We start from the raw sequence: 18057 nt of genomic DNA, 5'->3' as shown, positions 1-18057 counted from the left end.
AGATCGGAACCGGCTCAACCTTCTCGGCCCGAAGGCCCAGGATGAACCACGACCCGCTCGAACACCGCCGCCAACGCCGCACGCTTGCCGTGCGGCGTGAACCGACCCCCGGCGTCAAGATGACAGACTTCCCTGTCGACCCGCCCGGCCCGGCCGCTCCCGCGGCGGCGCTCCGCTCCCGGCCGGCTCCGCCCGGCCCGGGTCCGCCGGCCCCTCGTGGCCGATGTCACTTCCGGCCGGGCTCGGCTCAGCTCTCGGAGGGCTTGCCCGTCGCGGTCGCTGCCGGCTTGCGACTGGCCTTGGCGTACGCGAGGCCGGCCAGCACCAGCGCGATCAGTCCCGCGATGAGGCCGGCGAGGCCGAGCCCGGAGCCGCTGCCCGAGTCGTCGGAGTCGTCATCGGCGGACGCCGCCACCGGTGCCGCCGCGGCCACCGACGGAGCCGCGCCGCCACCCGCCGCGGCCGGGACGATCTTCAGCACCGGGGCCGGGCTGTCCGGCTCGGAGCCGTCGGTGGCCGGCTCGTCGATCCAGCGCACGACGTTGCCGTCCGAGTAGGTCTGCAGCGCCTTGAAGACCAGCTGGCCCGACGCCGGCAGCGCGCCCATCGACACGTCGAACTCCTGGAACTCGCCCGGCTTGATCTCCGAGCCCTTCGCCGCCGTCCAGGTGATCTTCGAGACCGCCTCGGTGATCTCGGTGTCGTGCGCCTTGATCGGAGTGGCCAGCTTGGACTTCTGCGCGAGGGCGGTCCACCCCGGAACCGGCTTGACCGACACCGACGCGATCGGCTGGTCGGCGGGAAGGTTGACTTCGAGCTTCGTGGTGGAGGCGCTGTCCGACTCGTTCGGCACGCGGAACGACACCTTCGCGTACCCGCCGGCGGTGGCCGTGTCGGGGTTGACCGTCACGTGCGCGGCGGCCGGGCCGGCGAACGCCAGAGTCAGCAATCCGGCCGCGGCGGCCACCACTGCGGAGCGCTTGAGCAGCGACATTGTTGGGGGAACCTTCCGTCGTGTCGTCGCCCGCGGCGCGGGCACGCCCGTTGGTCGGCCCGGTGATGCGAAAAGTTCCCGCCGATTTCCCGGATGTCGGCCGCCGTCACCCCTTCGTGATCACGTCTCGGTCGCGCCCGTCGCCGGCCTGCTCCCCCGCGGGCCGGGCCGTCCGGAGCCGCGCCACCCTGGGGCGTGCTTCCGTCCTGGAGCGGGTCTCCTCCTCGGGCCGCGCCGGCTCCGGGCTCCGGGGCAGCCGCACCTCGACCCGCAAGCCCGGCTCCGCGTCGCCGAGCGTCACCGAACCGCCGTGCCGGCGCACCAGTTCCCGGACGATGGCCAGTCCCAGCCCGGAACCGCCGGCATCCCGGGCCCGGCCGTCGTCCAGCCGGGTGAACCGGTCGAAGACCCGCTCCCGGTCGGCCGCCGGGATGCCGGGCCCGTCGTCGGTGACCACCACCAGCAGGTCGGCGCCGTCCTCGGCGGTCCGCACGGTGACCACCGAGCGCTTGTGCCGGCACGCGTTGTCCAGCAGGTTCGCCACCACGCGGGCGAGCGCGTCCGGCTCGGCCACCAGCGGCAGCGGCCCGGGGGAGTCCTCGCACCGGGCCCCTGGATACCGGTCCGCGACCTCCCCGACGAGCTGTCCCAGATCGACCTCCTCCAGCCGTCGCGAGATCGCCCGGCCGCCCCCGTCGTCCGAGCGGGCCAGCAACAGCAGGTCGTCGACCAGTCGCGACAGCCGCTGCACGTCGGCGAGCAGGTCGTCGGTGAGCGCGGGCCAGTCGGTGTCGTCCGGCAGGTGCTGTGCCACCTCCAGCTCGGTCCGCATGTTGGTGAGCGGGCTGCGCAGCTCGTGCGCGGCGTCCGCGACGAATGCCCGCTGTCGTGCCCGAGCGGTGTCCAGCCGGTGCAGCATGTCGTTGAGCGTGATCGCCAGCCGCCGGATCTCGTCGTGCGAGCCGGGCACCGGCAACCGCCCGGCCCGGGTTCCCCCGGTGATCTCCTCGGCCCCGGCGCGCAGCGCGTCGACCGGCCGCAACGCCGCGCCCAGCGCCCGCCACAACCCGGCCGCGAGCAACGCCACCAGCAGCGGGAACGCCACCAGCAGGGTGATCCGCAGCAGGTGCACGCTCTGCGTGAGCTGGCTGGTCGAACGCGCCACCAGGATCCGCAGCGGCTGGGTCGCCGGCCCGGCGGTCACCTTGACGACCCGGGCCGCCCCGTCGAAGCCGATCCGCCGTCCCGGGATCACCACGCCCTCGCCGTCGGGCAGGTCACGCAGCTCGTCCTCGTACAGGATCGGCACCAGCCGGTCCGCCGTTGCGGACACCGCCCGGACCCGGTTCTGTTCGTCGACGACCTGTACCTGCACGCCCGGAGTGACCGGGATCGGGTCGGTGAGCTGCCCCTGGTCCACCAGCCGGGCCACCCCGTGCGCCGTCTCCAGCGCCTCGGCGTGCACCGCCCGACCCTGCGCGAAGGTGAGCACCGTGACCAGTACCACGCCACCCGCCGCCAGGCCGAACGCCAGCGCGGTCACCGACACCAGCAGCAGCCGTGCCCGCAGGCTCAGTTCCCGCAGCCGTCTACGCATCTGTCGCCCCTTCCGGAGCCTTTCCCCCACCGCGCCCATCGGATCCCCGTTTCCTCGGGCCGACTCCACCGCCGCTACAGGCGCCGCGGCCCACCGCCACACCCGCACGCGCCGTGCCGGTCCCACCGGCGCGGCGCCGGCCACGCCTGTCGATTCACCGGCCGAGCCCTGCCGGTCCGGCCCGATCCCACCACCGCCCGGCCGCCGTCCCCGGCGGCGCGCGGTCACGCCGGCGGCCGCCCACCGGCGTCCGCCTTCTCGGCCGCCGGATCGACGGCCACCAGCCGATACCCGGCGCCGCGGACCGTCTCCAGGCGATCACGTCCGATCTTGCGGCGCAGATACCCGATATACACCTCGACGGCGTTCGGTGCGGTGTCCAGCGCCGCGTCCCACACGTGGTCGAGCAGCTCGGTCTTCGAGACCACCTCGCCGGGGCGGCGGATCAGGTATTCCAGCAGGGCGAACTCGCGCGTGGTCAAGCTGACCTCGCGGCCGGCCACCAGGACGCGTTTCTCCGCCGGGTCGAGCTCGACGTCGCCACACGCGAGCACCACCGGACGGGCCTGGGTGCCGCGCCTCAGCAAGGCGCGCAGCCGAGCGAGGAGCACGACGTACGAGAATGGTTTGGTCAAATAGTCGTCGGCGCCGCAGTCGAGGCCATCGGCCTGGTCGTACTCCCCGTCCTTGGCGGAGAGCATGAGCACCGGCAGCCAATGCCGCTCGGCCCGCAGCTGCCGCACCAGGCGGTAACCGGAGAGCCGGGGCAGCATGACGTCGAGAATCATCGCGTCATACCCGCCGTGGCGGGCCATCTCCAGACCGTCCTGCCCGTCGTGGGCCACGTCGACCGCGAACCCCTCGGCCTGCAGGCCACGGCGCAGGGCGGCCGCCAGCCGTTCCTCGTCCTCCACCACCAGCAACCGCACATCCTCACCTTGGCATGCCGTCGTTGATCCTCGATACCGGCTCTCAGTAACCTCTCAGCCGCTGACCGTCCCGTACCTCCCCCATGGTGTGCTCCCGGCTGCGCCACAGCCTTCGCGCCGGATAAGCCGCCGCGCCCACCGTCAAGCTCTTCTTTCTTGACGTGTTCTCCTGGTCGCCGCCTTTCTCCCGGATGCCGGACCGGTCATCGCCCCGCAGATCGGGCGGGTCTTCCCCTACGGGTCTTTCTCAGCCTCATCACAGCGGCGCCGAAGCACGATTGCTGCATACCAACGGGAGGTGGACATCGTGTCCGTGTGGAAATCCAGGCCGGCACTGCGCTGGCTGGTACCGGGGGCCACCGCGGTCGTCGTCATCGGGGGCGGCGCGGCGGCCGGCACGATCGTGGCCAGCGCTGACCCGTCGCTGCCGGACCGCAGCGCGGCCCAGTTGCTGGTGGATCTGCAGAGTGCCGACCCGGCCGGTCTCTCCGGCACCGTGGTGCAGAGCGCCGACCTCGGCCTGCCCGGCATCGCCGGCCTGGCGAGCAGCCTCGGCGGCGCGGCCGGCGGCAGCGGAGGCCTGACCAGCCTGATCTCCGGAAGCAACACCGCCCGCGTGTGGTACGCGGGTGAGGACAAGGTGCGGCTCGCCCTGCAGGGGACCCAGGGTGAGACCGACGTGATCCGCAACGGGTCGGACGTGTGGCAGTGGAGCAGCTCGGACAACACGGGCACGCACCTGAAGCTGCGGACCGGCACGGGCCCCGCGCCGCGGCACTCGCTGCCCAGCGCGGTGCCGTCGACGCCGCAGCAGGCGGCGGACGCGGCTCTCGCCGCGATCGACCCGACCACCAAGGTGGAGACCACGGGTGCGGCGCAGGTGGCCGGGCGGGACGCATACGAGCTGGTGCTGAGCCCGAAGGACACCGAGTCCCTGGTCGGGCAGGTGCGGCTGGCGATCGACGCCGAGCAGCACATCCCGCTGCGGGTCGAGGTGTACGCCAAGAACGCGGTGAAGCCGGCCATCCGGGTCGCCTTCGACGCGATCAGCTTCGACATGCCGGACGCGGAGCAGTTCACCTTCAACCCGCCGCCGGGCGCGAAGATCGAGGAGGCCGGCACGCCGTCCGCCGACTCGGTCAAGAAGGGCGGCTCGCACTCGCCGGCCGTGCCGCCGAAGAAGGGCGGCGCCGCGGCGGCGGGCGAGCCGAAGGTGATCGGCAAGGGCTGGACGTCGATCCTCTCCGCCAAGTTGCCGTCGGGCGACTTCTCCAAAGAGCTGAGCGACGCCGGCAAGGGCACTGGTGAGGAGGCGAAGACCGCCCAGGCGCTGATGGGCGTGCTGCCCGAGGTCAGCGGCTCGTGGGGCAAGGGCAGGCTGCTCAGCGGATCGCTGTTCAGCGTGCTGATCACCGATGACGGCCGGGTGCTGGCCGGGCTGGTGACCCCGGAGGCGCTGTACAAGGTCGCCTGACCTCCTCCGGATCGCTTCAAAAATAGTTATAGAACTCTGCCGCCCAGCATGGCATGCTTGGGCGGCAGAGTTCTATAACGTTTGGAGCAACCGTGAGACTGGAGCGGCGATGACTGGAGCGGCGATGACTGGAGCGGCGATGACCGAGGCGGCGATGACGACGATGAGCGCGCCGGCCCCCACCGGCCGGTTCGGCGAGTTCGGCGGGCGCTATGTGCCCGAGTCCCTGATCCCGGCCTGCGCCGCCCTGGAGACGGCGTTCCGGGAGGCGTGGGCCGATCCGGCCTTCCACGAGCAGCTCAGCCGGCTCCGGTCGCAATACGCGGGGCGCCCCACCGCCCTCACCCCGGCGCACAACCTCTCCGCCCAGCTCGGCGTGACCCTGCTGCTCAAGCGGGAGGACCTGGCGCACACCGGCTCTCACAAGATCAACAATGTGCTCGGCCAGGCGCTGCTGGCCCGGCGGATGGGCAAGAGCCGGCTGATCGCCGAGACCGGCGCCGGCCAGCACGGCGTCGCCACCGCCACCGCGGCAGCGCTGTTCGGCCTGCGGGCCACCGTCTACATGGGCGAGCGTGACATCGCCCGCCAGCGGCACAACGTCTTCCGGATGGAGCTGCTCGGCGCCGAGGTGATCCCGGTGACCAGCGGCAGCCGCACGCTGAAGGACGCCACCAACGAGGCGATGCGGGCCTGGGTCGCGGCTGTCGACGAGGCGCACTTCTGTCTCGGCTCGGTCGGCGGTCCGCATCCCTATCCATGGCTGGTCCGCGAGCTGCAGCGGGTGATCGGCGAGGAGGCCCGGGCGCAGGCGCCGGCGGTGCCCGACGTGGTGGTGGCCTGCGTCGGCGGCGGCTCGAACGCGGCCGGCACGTTCGCCGGCTTCGTCGACACGCCGGCCCGGCTGATCGGGGTCGAGGCGGCCGGCGGCGCCGCGATGACCGACGGGATGCCCGGCGTCGTGCACGGTTACCGGTCGATGGTGCTGCAGGACGCCCACGGCCAGGTGCTGGAGGCCGAGTCGATAGCGGCCGGCCTGGACTATCCCGGAGTCGGCCCGGAGCACGCCCATCTGGGCGCCACCGGTCGCGCGGAATACCGCACGGTCACCGACGACGAGGTGCTCGACGCGGTGCGGCGGCTCGCCCGCGCCGAGGGCATCATCTGCGCGCTGGAGTCGGCGCACGCGGTTGCCTGGGTGCTGCGCGCGGCCGGCACACCCGACCTGCCGACCGGCTCGGCGGTGCTGCTCACCCTCTCCGGGCGCGGCGACAAGGACATGGCGACGCTGGCGGGTGAGGTCCGGTGAAGCGGCTCAATCCCTATCTGACCGCCGGCATCACTCCGGACTGGATCGACTATCTGCTGGCGTTCCAGGCGGCCGGCGCCGACGCGGTGGAGATCGGCCTGCCGTTCTCCGATCCCATGCTCGACGGCGCGACCATTCAGCGCGCCTCCGACCAGGCGCTGCGCCGGGGTGTCACGGTCACCTCGATCCTGGACGACCTGACCGCGGCCCGGGAACACATCCGGGTCCCACTGATCGCGATGACGTATGCCAACCTCGTCTTCCACGGCGACGCCCGGCCCGGTGGCGGGCCGGAGGCGTTCTGCCGGCGGCTCGCCGCGGCGGGGATCTCCGGGCTGATCGTGCCGGACGTTCCGGTCGACGAGGCCGGTCACCTGCAAGCGTCCGCCACGGCGGCCGGCATCGATCTGGTCCTGCTGGCCGCGCCGGTCACGCCACCCGATCGGCTGGCCGAGATCGGAAGGAGAAGCAAGAATTTTGTGTACGCGGTGAGCATCATGGACACCACAGGCGAGCGCGACGCGCTGGCCACCACAGCGGCGCCGCTCGCCGAGCGGATCAAGGCGGTGACCGATCTGCCGGTGCTGATCGGTTTCGGCATCTCGACACCCGAGCAGGCCGCCACGGCGGCCCGGTCCGGGGACGGGGTGGTGGTCGGCGCGGCCCTGATGCGTAGGGTGCTGGACGGTGCGTCACCCGATGACCTGCGAGTCGAGGTCGCCGCGTTCCGCGCCGCACTCGACCAGGTCGACCAGGAGATGCCCGATGCCCGCGCGCACACCGAAGTATCAGGTGATCGCCGATGACCTGATTACGAAGATCAAGGACGGCGAGTGGCCGCCAGGGGCCGCGCTGCCCCCGCAGAAGGAGCTCAGCACGCGGTACGGGGTGACCCTGGCAACGCTGCGGCAGGCCCTCAAGCAGCTGGAGGACGAGGGGCTGCTGTCGCAGGAGCCGGGACGCGGCACGTTCGTGTTCCCGCGCGCGAAGTACCAGCTCGCGTCCCTGCACGGGTTCGCCGACGACCTGCGGGCCCAAGGCCAGACCGTGACCACGGAGATCCTTGACCAGGTGGCCGCGACGCCGCCGGAGTGGGCCGCCGCGCTGATCGGCGACGGGCCCGCACTGCGCCTGGAACGGGTGCGGCTGGTCGCCGGGCGGCCCGCGGTGCACCAGCTGTCCTGGGTGCGCGGGACGAGCCTGGTGTCCCGGGACCTGAGCGACACGTCGCTGTACGCGGCGCTGCTCGAGCAGGGGCACCTGGTGCACCGGGCGTCCGAGGTGGTGCGGCCCGGCCTGTTGGAGGAGCCGGTGGCCGGTCTGCTGCGGCGACCGGCGGGTGAGCCGGTGCTGCTCTCCGAGCGGGTGACGTATGCGCTGGACCGGTCCGTGCTGGTGGTGGACCGGGCCACCATGCTCGGCTCGGCGATGGAGATCCGGACGGAGCGGGCAGCCAGCGGTCAATCGGTCCAATGGAGCCGCCCCGGCGGCTGAGCGGCGCCGAACCGGCCTCGATCCCGGGGTCGCGGTACCGGGCCGGGCACAGGCCGGGGCCCCGCGACCCACGGGCCGCGCGCGTGCCGAGGCCCCGCGATCCCGGGCCAGTCGCGTGCCGGGGCCGCGCGATCCCGGGCCGCACGCGTGCCGAGGCCGCGCGATCCCCGGGCCAGTCGCGTGCCGAGCCCCAGTTCGGTGGTGCCTGCCGGTCGGGCGGGGGTGAGGCCGCGCGCCGGGCGGGCCGGCCGACTGGGCGAACTCAGCGCCGCCACGAACTCAGCGCCGCCACGAACTCAGCGCCCCCACGAACTGAGCGCCCCCACGAACTGAGCGCCCCCACCGGGAACTGGTCAGGGGTGGGAAGGGACGGTGAGGCGCAGGCGGACCGATTCGAGGTCGGCGGTGGGGACTCCGCAGTGTGTCAGGTAGGCGCGTACGCCGCCGTAGCGGTTCCTCGCGTGGGTCAGGGTGTTGAGCATCGCGGTCGTGGAGGTGCCGGGGGTTCGTGCGAAGTCGCCGGCGATCTCCTCCGGGGCCACTCCGGCGACTGCGAGCAGCAGGGCGGTCAGGGTGCCGGTGCGGTCGCGACCGCTGTGGCAGTGGATCACCAGGGCGCCGGGTGGAGCGGCCGCGATCTCGTGGACGGCGTTGGCTATCCGGGTGGTGTTGTGGTCGAGCATGGGGGCGTAGGAGTCCTCGGGCGGGTCGTAACCCAGCGGATCGTCCAGCAGTGGCACCTGGCGGTAGAACGGGTCGCCGGCGAACGGGCTGGGATCCGCGGCGCACTCGCGTGGTCCGCGCAGGTCCAGGATCCGGGCGATGCCCAGCGAGCGGATGGCGCGGATCGCCTCCGGGGTCAGGCGGCCGTGGCTGTCCGAGCGGATCAGCGCGCCCGGGCGGATCCGGCGGCCGTCCTCGGTCGGGATGCCACCCAGATCGCGGGCGTTCGCACAGTCCGGCCAGTCCAGAATCACCGGCCCAGCGTACGAGGGGTGGGCAAAGATCGCGGGACGGCAACGATGTGCGAGACTGCGGCGGGTTGAGCGAGTGAGTGCGGGTGGAATGCCCCAGAATGCCCGGCGTGACGGTTGAGGAAGTGGCGGAGGACGCGCATGTCCGGCTGCTGGCCGGGCTGGGAGCGGGCGGGCAGCTCGTCTACGAGACGGTGCTGACCAGGATCGTCGAGCCGGACCTGCACCTGGTGCTCGGCACCCCGGCGTTCGTGGAGGGCATCGCCGCCGGGGACCAGATCCGGGTCCGGGCCGGCGGCGCGTTCGAGGTGGTCCGGCGCGGTGGCAACATCTGCCTGCTGGTGGTTCCCGAGTCGGCGCCGCGGCCGGAGGACCTGACGCCGCTGCGGGACGCGTTCGACGAGCTGGGCGGGATCGTCGAGCTGCCGCCGGACCGTCGCTTCATCGTCATCACGGTGCCGGCCGCGGCCGGGTTCGACGCGGTGGAGGCGGCGATCGACGGCTGGACCGGGCCGCGCGGGCACCACTGGGAGTACGGCAACGTCTACGACCCCGACGGCAACCCGCTGAACTGGTGGGATTAGGAATCCCGCGGTCAGCCGGACGCGCGCGGGGCAGGCGCCGAGCGAAATCGGCGCGGGGCAGTGCCCGAGGCGAGATCCGCACGAGGCAGGAGCGTGGCGAAATCCGCGCGGCACAGGCGCGCGACGAAATCTGCGCAAGGCAGGCCCCGGGCCGGAATCGGCTCGGGCCGGGCGCCTGCGGAGAGGGCTCCTAGCCGCGGAGCGCGGGCTGCTCCACCGGGGCGCGCGGGCGTGGCACCGTCACCGGCACCGCCTCGGGCGTCGCCGCCGACGGGTACTGCGGGCGCACCAGCACGTACGCGACGGCGAGCAGGCCCAGCGCCGCGATCGCGTCCAGCCAGTAGTGGTTGCCGGTGGCGACCACCACGTACAGCGTGATCACCGGGTGCAGCAGCCACAGGGCGCGCCAGCGCGACGACGTCGCGGCGATCAGCGCCACCGCGATCACCACGGCCCACCCGACGTGCAGGGACGGCATCGCGGCGTACTGGTTGGACAGCTGGTCGCTCTGCGGCGGGCCGTACACCGCCGGGCCGTACAGCCGGCCCAGGTCGAGCATGCCGGTGCCGGTCAGCATCCGCGGCGGGGCCAGTGGAAAACCGAAGTGCACGAGCAGCGCGGTCCCGGTGAGCAGCGCGAGCACATTGCGCGTCCAGCGGTAGTGCGCCGGACGGAAGACGTACAGCCAGATCAGGCAGATCACGGTGGCCGGGAAGTGCACGTACGCGTAATAGCTGTTCGCCACCTCGATCAGAGCGTGCCAGGACAGCAGCCGGTGCTGGACGCTCAGCTCGCCCGGCAGACGCATCCAGCGTTCCAGGTTCCACACCTTGTTCGCGTTGTCGAACGCCTCGCCGACGTGCCCGGTCGCCGCCACCCGGCCGATCTTGTAGATCAGGAACAGGACCGCGACCAGGCCGAGCTCACGGAGCGCGAAGATCCAACGGGACCGCGCGGGGCGGGGTGGGGCGACGACGCTCACGGCAAGCTCCTCGCTGAGCCGACCGGCGCAGGGGACACGCCGGAGCGAAAAAAACGAAAAATGGCCACATCGCGTGACACCGCGCCACTCTAGTGACGCTCCGCAACACCAGGAATGACCAGCGGAAATACAACGCCGCTGGCAGTCCGGTGACGGCCGATCAAGCGGAACCTGAATGTCCCATGACGCACAGCATCCGGCGATCTTGCCACATGGGTAAGTTTTAGCGCGTGTTTAGTGATGTAACCCGCATCCGAAATACTCCCGAAACGATCACCAGAGCGGCGGCCGCCGCGGCGCACGGGAGCGGCCACCAGAGCGCGCTGGCGCCGTACCACATCAGCAGCGCGACCGACACGCCCGCCGCGACCAACTCGGTGATCACCGCGCGCCGCGGCAGCAAGCTCAGGCTCCGCCACGGCAGGCGTCCGGCCGGCAGCAGCACCCGGGCCGCGAAGGACACCATGACCACCGCCACCATCAGGGCCAGCGCCTGCGCGAAGAGGCCCGCGGGCGGCCACCGGTAGGCCGCCAGGCGCACGCCGGCGGTCAGCGGCACCCCCACCGCCAGCCCACGTCGCAGCCCGGCCAGCACCCCGAGAACCGGCCACGCGAGCGCCTCGCCGCGGAGCCGGGCCGGATGGTCGGCGGCTAGCTCGCGCAGTCCGCGCATGGCGTCACCGACGTGCAGCCGCTCCGCGTCGAGCAGGGCGATCAGCCAGCGGCCGCCGGGATGGCCGGGATCCTCGGCGAGCGCGGCCCGGGTGGCCCGCGCGGCGGCCCGCCGGCGCCCCGCGACGCGTTCCACCTCGGCCAGCGTCAGCAGGCTGGGCACCGACCGCGGACCGAACGCCAGCGCTTGCCGGGCCGCGGCCCGGGCACGCGGGAAATCCCGGCTCGCGGTGTGCGCACGGGCCAGGACCCGATGGGTCTCGGGCTCGCCGGGCCGCAGCCGCACCGCTTCGCTCGCGGCTTCGATCGATTCTTCCGTACGGCCCAGCGCGATCAGATTCTCCGCACGTTCCGCGTGCGCCCCGGCCGACCCCGGCTCGGCGTGCACCGCGGCGTCCGCGGCGGCGAGCCCGTCGTGCGGCCGCCCGTTCACCCGCAGCACCGCGGCCAGCAGCGCGAGCAGTTCCGGATCGGCCGGCCTGGCGACCAGTTCCCGGCGCAGCTCCGCCTCGGCTTGGTCGAAACGGCCCAGCTGGGCGAGCAGTCGCGCGCGCGACGCCGCCGTCACCGGGATTTGCGCTTCTTGAGGTACGCGGCCAGGTCGTCGTATTCACCGTTCTGATTGGCGAACATGGCGACGTTGCGGGCGGTGGTGAACCAGGCGTCGGTGGACGGCCGGACCTCACGGGCCGCGGCCAGCACGTCCGCCTGGTTGATCATGCGAATCTCGCCGGTGGCGATGGAGTCGCGCATCGCGTACTCGGCGGCGGTCTCGCACAGGTGCGCCAGGTCGGCGCCGGAGAAGTTCTCGGTCGCCGCGGCGACCGCGTCCAGGTCGACGCCCGCGACCGGGCGGTCCCGCAGGTGGTACTCGACAATGGCGGCGCGCGCCGGGCGGTCCGGAGGAAGCACCAGCACGGTACGGTCCAGGCGCCCCGGCCGGCGCAGCGCGGCGTCCACGTCCCACGGGGCGTTCGTCGCGGCCAGCACGAAGACGCCCTCGTTGCCGCCCTGTACCCCGTCCAGCTCGGTGAGCAGCTGGTTGACCACGGTCCGCATCGCGGACGAGTGCAGCTGGCTGCGCTTGTGCCCGAGCGCGTCGATCTCGTCCAGGAACAGCACGCACGGCGCGTGGCCGCGGGCCGACTCGAACAGGTCGTGCAGGTTGCGCTCGGAGCTGCCCACCCACATGTTCAGCACGTCGGTGATGGACAGCGAGAGGAACGCGGCGCCCATCTCCCCGGCGACCGCTCGGGCCAGAAACGTCTTGCCGCAGCCGGGCGGGCCGTAGAGGAGCAGGCCGCCGCGCAGGCTCTTGCCGAACAGGCTGCGCAGCTTCGGGTTGCGCAGCGGGCCGAGGAAGGAGACCTCGAGGCGTTTCTTTACCTCCGCCATGCCGCCGACGTCGGCGAGGGTGACGGTGGAGCGCTCGACGTCGAACGTACGGTCCGCGGCGTCCTCCGCGGTCGCGAAGCGGGGCGGGACCACGTCACCGAACTGCTGCTCCATGGCGGCCCAGTCGACGCGCGGAGCCGCGGACCCGTCCGCGCCCGGGCCCGCCTCTCCACGCGTGTCCGCGCCCGTGCCCGGCTCGCTGCGTGGGCCGGCCGGCGGCGCCAGCGCCGACGTCATCAGGGTCCGAGCGGTCTCGTTGCCCGGCTCCCGGCTGAGCACCTGAGCGGCATGCTCGATCGCCTCCGCGCCGCGCCCCGCCGCGACCAGCAACTCGGCCAGGTGCAGCCGCAGCGGCAGGTCGTCGGGGCGGGCCCGCACCGCCGCGGTGAGGCTGTCGATCAAGGCGTCGCTCATGAGACGCGATTATGCCCGCCCCTGTCGATCCGCGAGCGGCCGGAACGACGCGGCCCCACTGCTGTGTGCCCGGTCACGCCGGGCGCCGGAGCGGCCGGAAAACGTCCGGCCGAAAGCGGGGCCGGCCGCGGCGTACCGAGGCAATGCGAAGGGCCGCTCCCGGGAAGAACCCGGAAGCGGCCCTCGGACCTCGGCCCGGTCCTAGCCCGGCCGGCGGTAGCCGGCGATCGGACCGCGGTCGATCGTCGCCATCCGCACGAAGTCGCCCGTGTGCGGGGCGTGGACCACCATGCCGCCACCGATGTAGATGGCCACGTGGTGCACGTCGGAGTAGTAGAAGACCAGGTCACCCGGCTTCAACTGGCTCCGGCTCACCGACCTGCCGGACGCCCACTGATCCTTCGTGTAGTGCTCGAGATGCACGCCGACGGCGGCCCAGGCCTCCTTCGTCAGGCCCGAGCAGTCGTAGCTGTTCGGACCCTCGGAACCGAAGACGTAGGGCTTGCCGATCAGGTCGCACGCCCGCTGAGCGGCACGGCCGCCCTTGTCGTTGGTGTAGTCGACCGGGCACGGACCCGTCTTGTACGGCCCGTCGCTGGCACCCGCCGCGCCGTACGCCTTGATCCGCTCCTTCTGCAGGGAGTTGATCTCCTTCTCGATCGCCGACTTCTTCTGCTTGAGGTCGGCGTCGCGGGTGGAGATCTCGGTGGCCAGAGCGTCCACCTTCTCCTTGTCGGCGGCGTACTTGTCGCGGAGCTTCACGACGCCGCTGATCGACTCCTGACGGCTGCTGGCCAGCTGTTCGAGGAGCGAGAGCTTCTCGGTCAGGCTGCTCGGCGAGCCACTCAGGATCGCGGCGACGGCAGTCGGCGGGCCCTGCATGTAGGCGTCCGACGCCAAGCCGCGCACGTCCTCCATCGCCGCGTCCACCTTCTTCTGCAGCGGCGCGAGCGTCTTGTTCAGATCCTTCTGCTGCTTCTGCAGCTTCAGGAGCTTCCCGTGCACGTCGTTGTAGTCCTCGATGACGGGCTCGAGCTCGTTCCACCGCTTGTCGATCTGATCTTCGACACTGGACGGCGAAGGCGTGGCGTGGGCAACGACAGGTCCGGTGACAACGAGTCCGGCAGCGGTGACGGCGCAGAGCAGACCGCGCAGCACACCCCGCGCGCCTATCCGTTTCACGTAGGTGCGTTGTCCTTTCTTCCCACTCGGCCGCCGACCGGGTTAGCTGACGGGTTCGGGCGGGAAGCGCGCCCGGCCACAGTACTTGTGGCTGCACCCCGGGTACCTGGGTCCCCGGCTCGCCTCGCGGCGATTAGGCGGTGGTTCGTCAGATCGGCCGGGTTGGACGATGGGGGGCTGCCGAACCGGGGACCACCGTACTCGGATCATGCAGGCAAATGAAGCGCACGCCCGCAGGGAAACTACCCGCACAGCCACTGGCACTCACAGTGAACGAAACGGCCACGCGTCCAGGGCCTGATCCAACCAGGGCACGACCAGTATCACTGTGGGTAACACCAGCAGGCCGACGGCGGCGACCCCGGCGAGGACCGACAGCCCTGTCGAGTTCGGAGCCGGGCCGGCCAGCCGGTCGAGCCGGCGGCGGCGGGATTCACCCGCCGGGTCGGCCGGCGCCTCCTCCGCAAGGGGGACGGCGTCCGACAACCGGGCCAAGGCGGCCCGCAGCGGCGCCGGGCCCGCCCGGCGCCGCGCGGCATCGTCGGAGACCATTTCGAGCAGCAGGTGTACGGCGTCGAGCGGCGCCCTGGACCGCAACGGGCGGGGCACCGCCTGGTAGAACGCCGTGAACGACTCCATCACCAGCTCGTGCTTGTGCCGCAGGTGCGCCCGCTCGTGCTCCAGCACCGCGTCCACCTGTTCACGGTCGAGGATCCGCAGCACCGCGTCGCTGAGCACCACCCGCGGTTCACGCCCCGGCACGCAGTAGGCCAGCGGCAGCGCCCCGTCCAGCACCCGCACCTCGCCGCCACCCAGCTCGCGGTGCCGTTCCGCGCGGTCCAGCAGGTCGGCGAGCATCCGATGACGCTCGCGCCGGGCCCGGGCCCGCGCGCTCACCTTGATCAGCGAGATCAGCAGCCGGATCACGATGGTGGCGGCCACCGCCAGCGAGAGGACCAGCGCCACCACGGTCCACGGGTGGTCGGCGCCGGCCGCCCGGGTCATCTCCTCGGGCGCGGCCAGCACCACGCCGAGCGCGCAGAGCACAGACGTCAGGGTGAGCGCCTGCCAGAGCAGCACGGCGGCGACCGGGGCACGGTCCGGCCAGCGGGCGCCGGCCAGGACGCCCGGGACGGCCAGCGAGAGGGTCAGCCCGAGGGCTCCCAGCAGAAGTGCGGTCACGTCTCTTTCGGTGTGGCGTCCAGGGCGGCTCGGATCGCGCCGGGTGGCAACTGACCGAGGAAGTATGCCAGTGCGGCGTCCTGATCGGGAGTGGCGCTGAGCGCGTCGAACATCAGCGCGGCGGTCATCTCCGCGCGGGACTGCGCCGGGGCGTACCGGTAGGCCCGGTCCGCTCGTTGCTGAACGACCAGCTTCTTCTTCGCGAGACGGTCGAGGACGGTCATCACTGTCGTGTACGCCAGGTCGCGCTCGCGGCCGAGGAGCTCGTGCACCTGCCGCACGGTCAGCGGCTCGGAAGCGTCCCACAGCTGCGTCATGACCTCACGCTCAAGGTCGCCTAATGCCATGTGACCCATCCTACTAGGGCCGGTCGTACTACGTCTCGTAGTATCTACTACGAAGAGTCGTAGAGGGGGACACCCGATGGACGTGCTCGACCTGACCCGGCTGCAGTTCGCCGTCGTGACGATCTATCACTACCTGTTCGTGCCGCTGTCGATCTGCCTGTCCGCGGCCGCGGCCGGTCTGCACCTCACCTGGCTGCGCACCCGCGCCGAGAGACACCTGCTGCTCACCAAGTTCGTCGGCAAGCTGCTGATCGTCACGTTCGCGGTCGGCGTGGTCACCGGGCTGGTGCAGGAGTTCCAGTTCGGGCTCGGCTGGAGCGCGTTCGCCAAGTTCTACGGCGACGTGTTCGGCCCGACCCTGGCCGTGGAGGGAATGCTCGCGTTCTTCCTGGAGGCGACGTTCCTCGCGCTGTGGTACTTCGGGTGGGACCGGCTCCCCCGCAAGGTGCACGCCGCCACGATCGTGGTCGTCGCGGCCGGGACGCTGCTCTCCGCGTACATCATCCTGGCCGGCAACTCCTTCATGCAGAACCCGGTGGCGTACGCGCTGGACCCGGTGACCGGGCGGGCCCACCTGACCAGCTTCGGCGAGCTGCTGACCAACGAGGTGGTGCTCGCGGCGTTCCCGCACACCATGGCCGGGGCCGCGATGGCCGGCGGCGGCCTGCTCCTGGCGATCGGCGTGTGGCGGCTCGCCGCCGACCGCGCGTTCCGCACACTGGCCCGGCTCGGCGCCTGGCTGATGCTGGTCGGCGGCGCGCTGACCGCGATCACCGGCGACCACCTGGGCAAGGTGATGACCGCGGTGCAGCCGATGAAGATGGCCGCCGCCGAGGCGCTCTACGAGACCACCACCGGGGCGCCGTTCTCGGTCCTCGCGATCGGCAGGCTCGGTCACGAGAAGCCGTTCCTGACCATCGAGATCCCGCACCTGCTGTCGCTCCTGGGCACCGGGTCGTTCGGCGGGACCGTGCAGGGCATCGACGACCTGCAGGCGCAGTACACCGCCCAGTTCGGCCCGGGCAGCTACGTGCCGATGATCCCGGTGGCGTTCTGGACGTTCCGGCTGATGATCGGCGCCGGCGTGGCGGGGATGGCGCTCGCCGCGTACTACCTGTGGGTTTCCTCCGAACGCACCTGGCGGCTCCCGCTCCTGCCCGCGTTCCTGCAGATGGGCGCCGGGGTGCCGGGCTGGACCAAGCGGATCCTGCTGCTCTCGCCGCTGCTGCCGGCGGCCGCCAACACGTTCGGCTGGATCTTCACCGAGACCGCGCGGCAGCCCTGGCTCGCGTTCGGCATCTCCAAGGTCTCCGACGGGATCTCCCCCGGCCTCACCAGCGCCGAGGTGCTGCTGTCGCTGGGCGGATTCACCTTGGTCTACGGATTGCTCGCGGTGGCCTGGTACAAGCTGGTCGTCCACCTGTCGCGCAAGCCGCTCGCTCCGGAGCCCGCCGGCCGGCCGGCCGACGCCGAGCCGGTCCCCGCCTACTAGGAGCACCGATGATCACCTTCTGGTTCGCGATCCTCGTCCTCGCCTGGGTGCTCTACTTCGTCCTCGAGGGCTTCGACTTCGGCGTCGGCGTGCTGGCCCCGTTCCTCGGCCGCGACGAGCACGAGCGTGGCGCCGCGATCCGCACCATCGGCCCGTTCTGGGACGGCAACGAGGTCTGGCTGGTCGCCGCGATCGGCGTCACCTTCGCCGCGTTCCCCGACTGGTACGCGGTCCTGCTGGCCGGGCTGTACCTGCCGATGGTCGGCATCCTGCTGCTGCTCGCGGTGCGCGGCGTGGCGCTGGAGTTCCGTGGCAAGCACGACTCCCCGGCCTGGCGCCGGCGCTGCGACCGGCTGCTCTGCGCATCCTCCGCGGGCGTGGTGCTGCTCTGGGGCGCGCAACTCGGCGTCTTCGTGCACGGCCTGGCCCTCGGCGCGGACGGCACGGTGACCGGAAACGGTCTCGGCCGCAGCCTCTCCCCGCTGCTCACCCCGGCCGCCGGCCTCGGCGCGCTGGCCGCGCTGCTCGGCACGGTACTGCTCGGCGCGACGTTCCTGGCCCTGCGCACCACCGGCCCGGTGCGGCGGCGGGCGTCCGCGCTCGCCCGCAACGCCGGCAACCTGGGCACGGTCGGCCTGCTGCTGGCCGGCATCGGCACCGGCTCGCGCCTGACGCTGGCCGCCGCGGTGATCAGCTTCATCGCCGGCATGCTGGCCCGGCAGGGCCGCGAGGCGTGGGCGTTCACCGTCACCGCGCTCGGGGTGGCCGGCGGGGTCGTCGCGGTCTTCACCGCGCACGGCTCGGTGGTGCTGCGCAGCACGCTGGACCCGATGTGGTCGCTGACCCGCGCGGAGGCGGCGGCCACGCCGTCCGCCCTCAAGGTCGTCACCGTCGCCGGCGTGATCGTCCTGCCCGGCGTCCTGGCGTACCAGGCCTGGTCCTACTGGGTCTTCCGCCGCCGGGTCGCCAGCGAACGGATCGCGTCGTGACCGCCGGCCCGCGGTTCGGCCGCTCCGGCACGCCGCCGCCCTCCCCC

At 72.3% G+C, this 18057-nt stretch carries 17 protein-coding genes and 1 riboswitch; of the genes, 7 read left to right on the top strand and 10 right to left on the bottom strand.

Translation table 11 applies throughout. The features are described 5' to 3' along the window. Window positions 1-247: 247 nt before the first annotated feature. From Asi03nite_RS26825 to Asi03nite_RS26815, 3 genes are all read right to left on the bottom strand, one after another. Window positions 248-994 (bottom strand): YcnI family protein, encoded by a 747-nt coding sequence (locus Asi03nite_RS26825; RefSeq protein ID WP_203683245.1) that lies wholly within the window; start codon window positions 992-994, stop codon window positions 248-250. 106 nt (window positions 995-1100) lie between these two features. After that, entirely contained in the window at window positions 1101-2591 is a 1491-nt protein-coding gene (locus tag Asi03nite_RS26820; RefSeq protein ID WP_203683244.1) for a sensor histidine kinase, read from the bottom strand. Between the two features lie 224 nt (window positions 2592-2815). Further along, window positions 2816-3520, bottom strand: coding sequence for a response regulator transcription factor (locus tag Asi03nite_RS26815; protein WP_203683243.1), 705 nt, complete (start codon window positions 3518-3520; stop codon window positions 2816-2818). 307 nt (window positions 3521-3827) lie between these two features. On the opposite strand from Asi03nite_RS26815, the gene Asi03nite_RS26810 reads away from it, so the two are divergent. The 4 genes from Asi03nite_RS26810 to Asi03nite_RS26795 all read left to right on the top strand — a co-directional run bounded on the left by Asi03nite_RS26810 (window position 3828) and on the right by Asi03nite_RS26795 (window position 7797). Beyond that, window positions 3828-4994 carry a LolA family protein gene (locus tag Asi03nite_RS26810; RefSeq protein WP_203683258.1) on the top strand — a complete coding sequence of 389 codons (1167 nt, stop codon included), beginning with the start codon at window positions 3828-3830 and terminating at the stop codon, window positions 4992-4994. Window positions 4995-5118: 124 nt separating this feature from the next. Continuing rightward, the gene (gene trpB / locus Asi03nite_RS26805; protein ID WP_373872170.1) at window positions 5119-6303 is read left to right on the top strand and encodes a tryptophan synthase subunit beta; all 1185 of its coding nucleotides are present in this window, start codon (window positions 5119-5121) and stop codon (window positions 6301-6303) included. Then, window positions 6300-7109 carry a tryptophan synthase subunit alpha gene (gene trpA, locus Asi03nite_RS26800; protein WP_203683242.1) on the top strand — a complete coding sequence of 270 codons (810 nt, stop codon included), beginning with the start codon at window positions 6300-6302 and terminating at the stop codon, window positions 7107-7109. Before trpB ends, trpA begins: the two co-directional genes overlap by 4 nt. Then, window positions 7069-7797: a GntR family transcriptional regulator gene (locus tag Asi03nite_RS26795; protein ID WP_203683241.1), complete on the top strand. Its 729-nt coding sequence runs from the start codon at window positions 7069-7071 to the stop codon at window positions 7795-7797. Before trpA ends, Asi03nite_RS26795 begins: the two co-directional genes overlap by 41 nt. A gap of 353 nt (window positions 7798-8150) precedes the next feature. On the opposite strand, the gene Asi03nite_RS26790 is transcribed toward Asi03nite_RS26795, so the two are convergent. Then, complete coding sequence (locus tag Asi03nite_RS26790) at window positions 8151-8774, bottom strand: tyrosine-protein phosphatase (RefSeq protein ID WP_203683240.1); 624 nt, start codon at window positions 8772-8774, stop codon at window positions 8151-8153. A gap of 107 nt (window positions 8775-8881) precedes the next feature. Between Asi03nite_RS26790 and Asi03nite_RS26785 the strand changes: the two genes are divergently transcribed. Beyond that, window positions 8882-9355, top strand: coding sequence for a DUF4265 domain-containing protein (locus Asi03nite_RS26785; protein WP_203683239.1), 474 nt, complete (start codon window positions 8882-8884; stop codon window positions 9353-9355). 190 nt (window positions 9356-9545) lie between these two features. Here the strand turns inward: Asi03nite_RS26785 and Asi03nite_RS26780 are convergent, their stop codons facing one another. The 6 genes from Asi03nite_RS26780 to Asi03nite_RS26755 form a co-directional block, all read right to left on the bottom strand. Next, window positions 9546-10337 (bottom strand): phosphatase PAP2 family protein, encoded by a 792-nt coding sequence (locus tag Asi03nite_RS26780; protein ID WP_203683238.1) that lies wholly within the window; start codon window positions 10335-10337, stop codon window positions 9546-9548. A gap of 223 nt (window positions 10338-10560) precedes the next feature. Beyond that, entirely contained in the window at window positions 10561-11577 is a 1017-nt protein-coding gene (locus tag Asi03nite_RS26775; protein ID WP_203683237.1) for a tetratricopeptide repeat protein, read from the bottom strand. Beyond that, window positions 11574-12818, bottom strand: coding sequence for an ATP-binding protein (locus Asi03nite_RS26770; RefSeq protein ID WP_203683236.1), 1245 nt, complete (start codon window positions 12816-12818; stop codon window positions 11574-11576). Before Asi03nite_RS26770 ends, Asi03nite_RS26775 begins: the two co-directional genes overlap by 4 nt. 201 nt (window positions 12819-13019) lie before the next feature. Continuing rightward, window positions 13020-14000, bottom strand: coding sequence for a C40 family peptidase (locus tag Asi03nite_RS26765; protein ID WP_239102945.1), 981 nt, complete (start codon window positions 13998-14000; stop codon window positions 13020-13022). 16 nt (window positions 14001-14016) lie between these two features. Then, window positions 14017-14150: riboswitch (cyclic di-AMP (ydaO/yuaA leader) on the bottom strand. Window positions 14151-14264: 114 nt separating this feature from the next. Beyond that, a complete protein-coding gene (locus Asi03nite_RS26760) occupies window positions 14265-15182 on the bottom strand; it encodes a M56 family metallopeptidase (RefSeq protein WP_203683235.1) in 918 nt (305 codons plus the stop codon). Beyond that, window positions 15179-15529: a BlaI/MecI/CopY family transcriptional regulator gene (locus Asi03nite_RS26755; protein ID WP_203683234.1), complete on the bottom strand. Its 351-nt coding sequence runs from the start codon at window positions 15527-15529 to the stop codon at window positions 15179-15181. Before Asi03nite_RS26755 ends, Asi03nite_RS26760 begins: the two co-directional genes overlap by 4 nt. A gap of 76 nt (window positions 15530-15605) precedes the next feature. On the opposite strand from Asi03nite_RS26755, the gene Asi03nite_RS26750 reads away from it, so the two are divergent. Both Asi03nite_RS26750 and cydB read left to right on the top strand, forming a co-directional pair. Further along, window positions 15606-17021 (top strand): cytochrome ubiquinol oxidase subunit I, encoded by a 1416-nt coding sequence (locus tag Asi03nite_RS26750; protein WP_203683233.1) that lies wholly within the window; start codon window positions 15606-15608, stop codon window positions 17019-17021. A gap of 8 nt (window positions 17022-17029) precedes the next feature. Next, window positions 17030-18010, top strand: a complete 981-nt coding sequence (gene cydB / locus Asi03nite_RS26745; protein WP_203683232.1) for a cytochrome d ubiquinol oxidase subunit II — start codon at window positions 17030-17032, stop codon at window positions 18008-18010. The last annotated feature ends 47 nt before the right edge of the window (window positions 18011-18057 follow it).

Source organism: Actinoplanes siamensis (genome assembly GCF_016862395.1).
GTDB classification, from domain to species: Bacteria; Actinomycetota; Actinomycetes; order Mycobacteriales; family Micromonosporaceae; genus Actinoplanes; species Actinoplanes siamensis.
The sequence above is the reverse complement of the archived record's forward strand: the minus strand, read 5'-3'. Positions and strand labels throughout refer to the sequence as shown.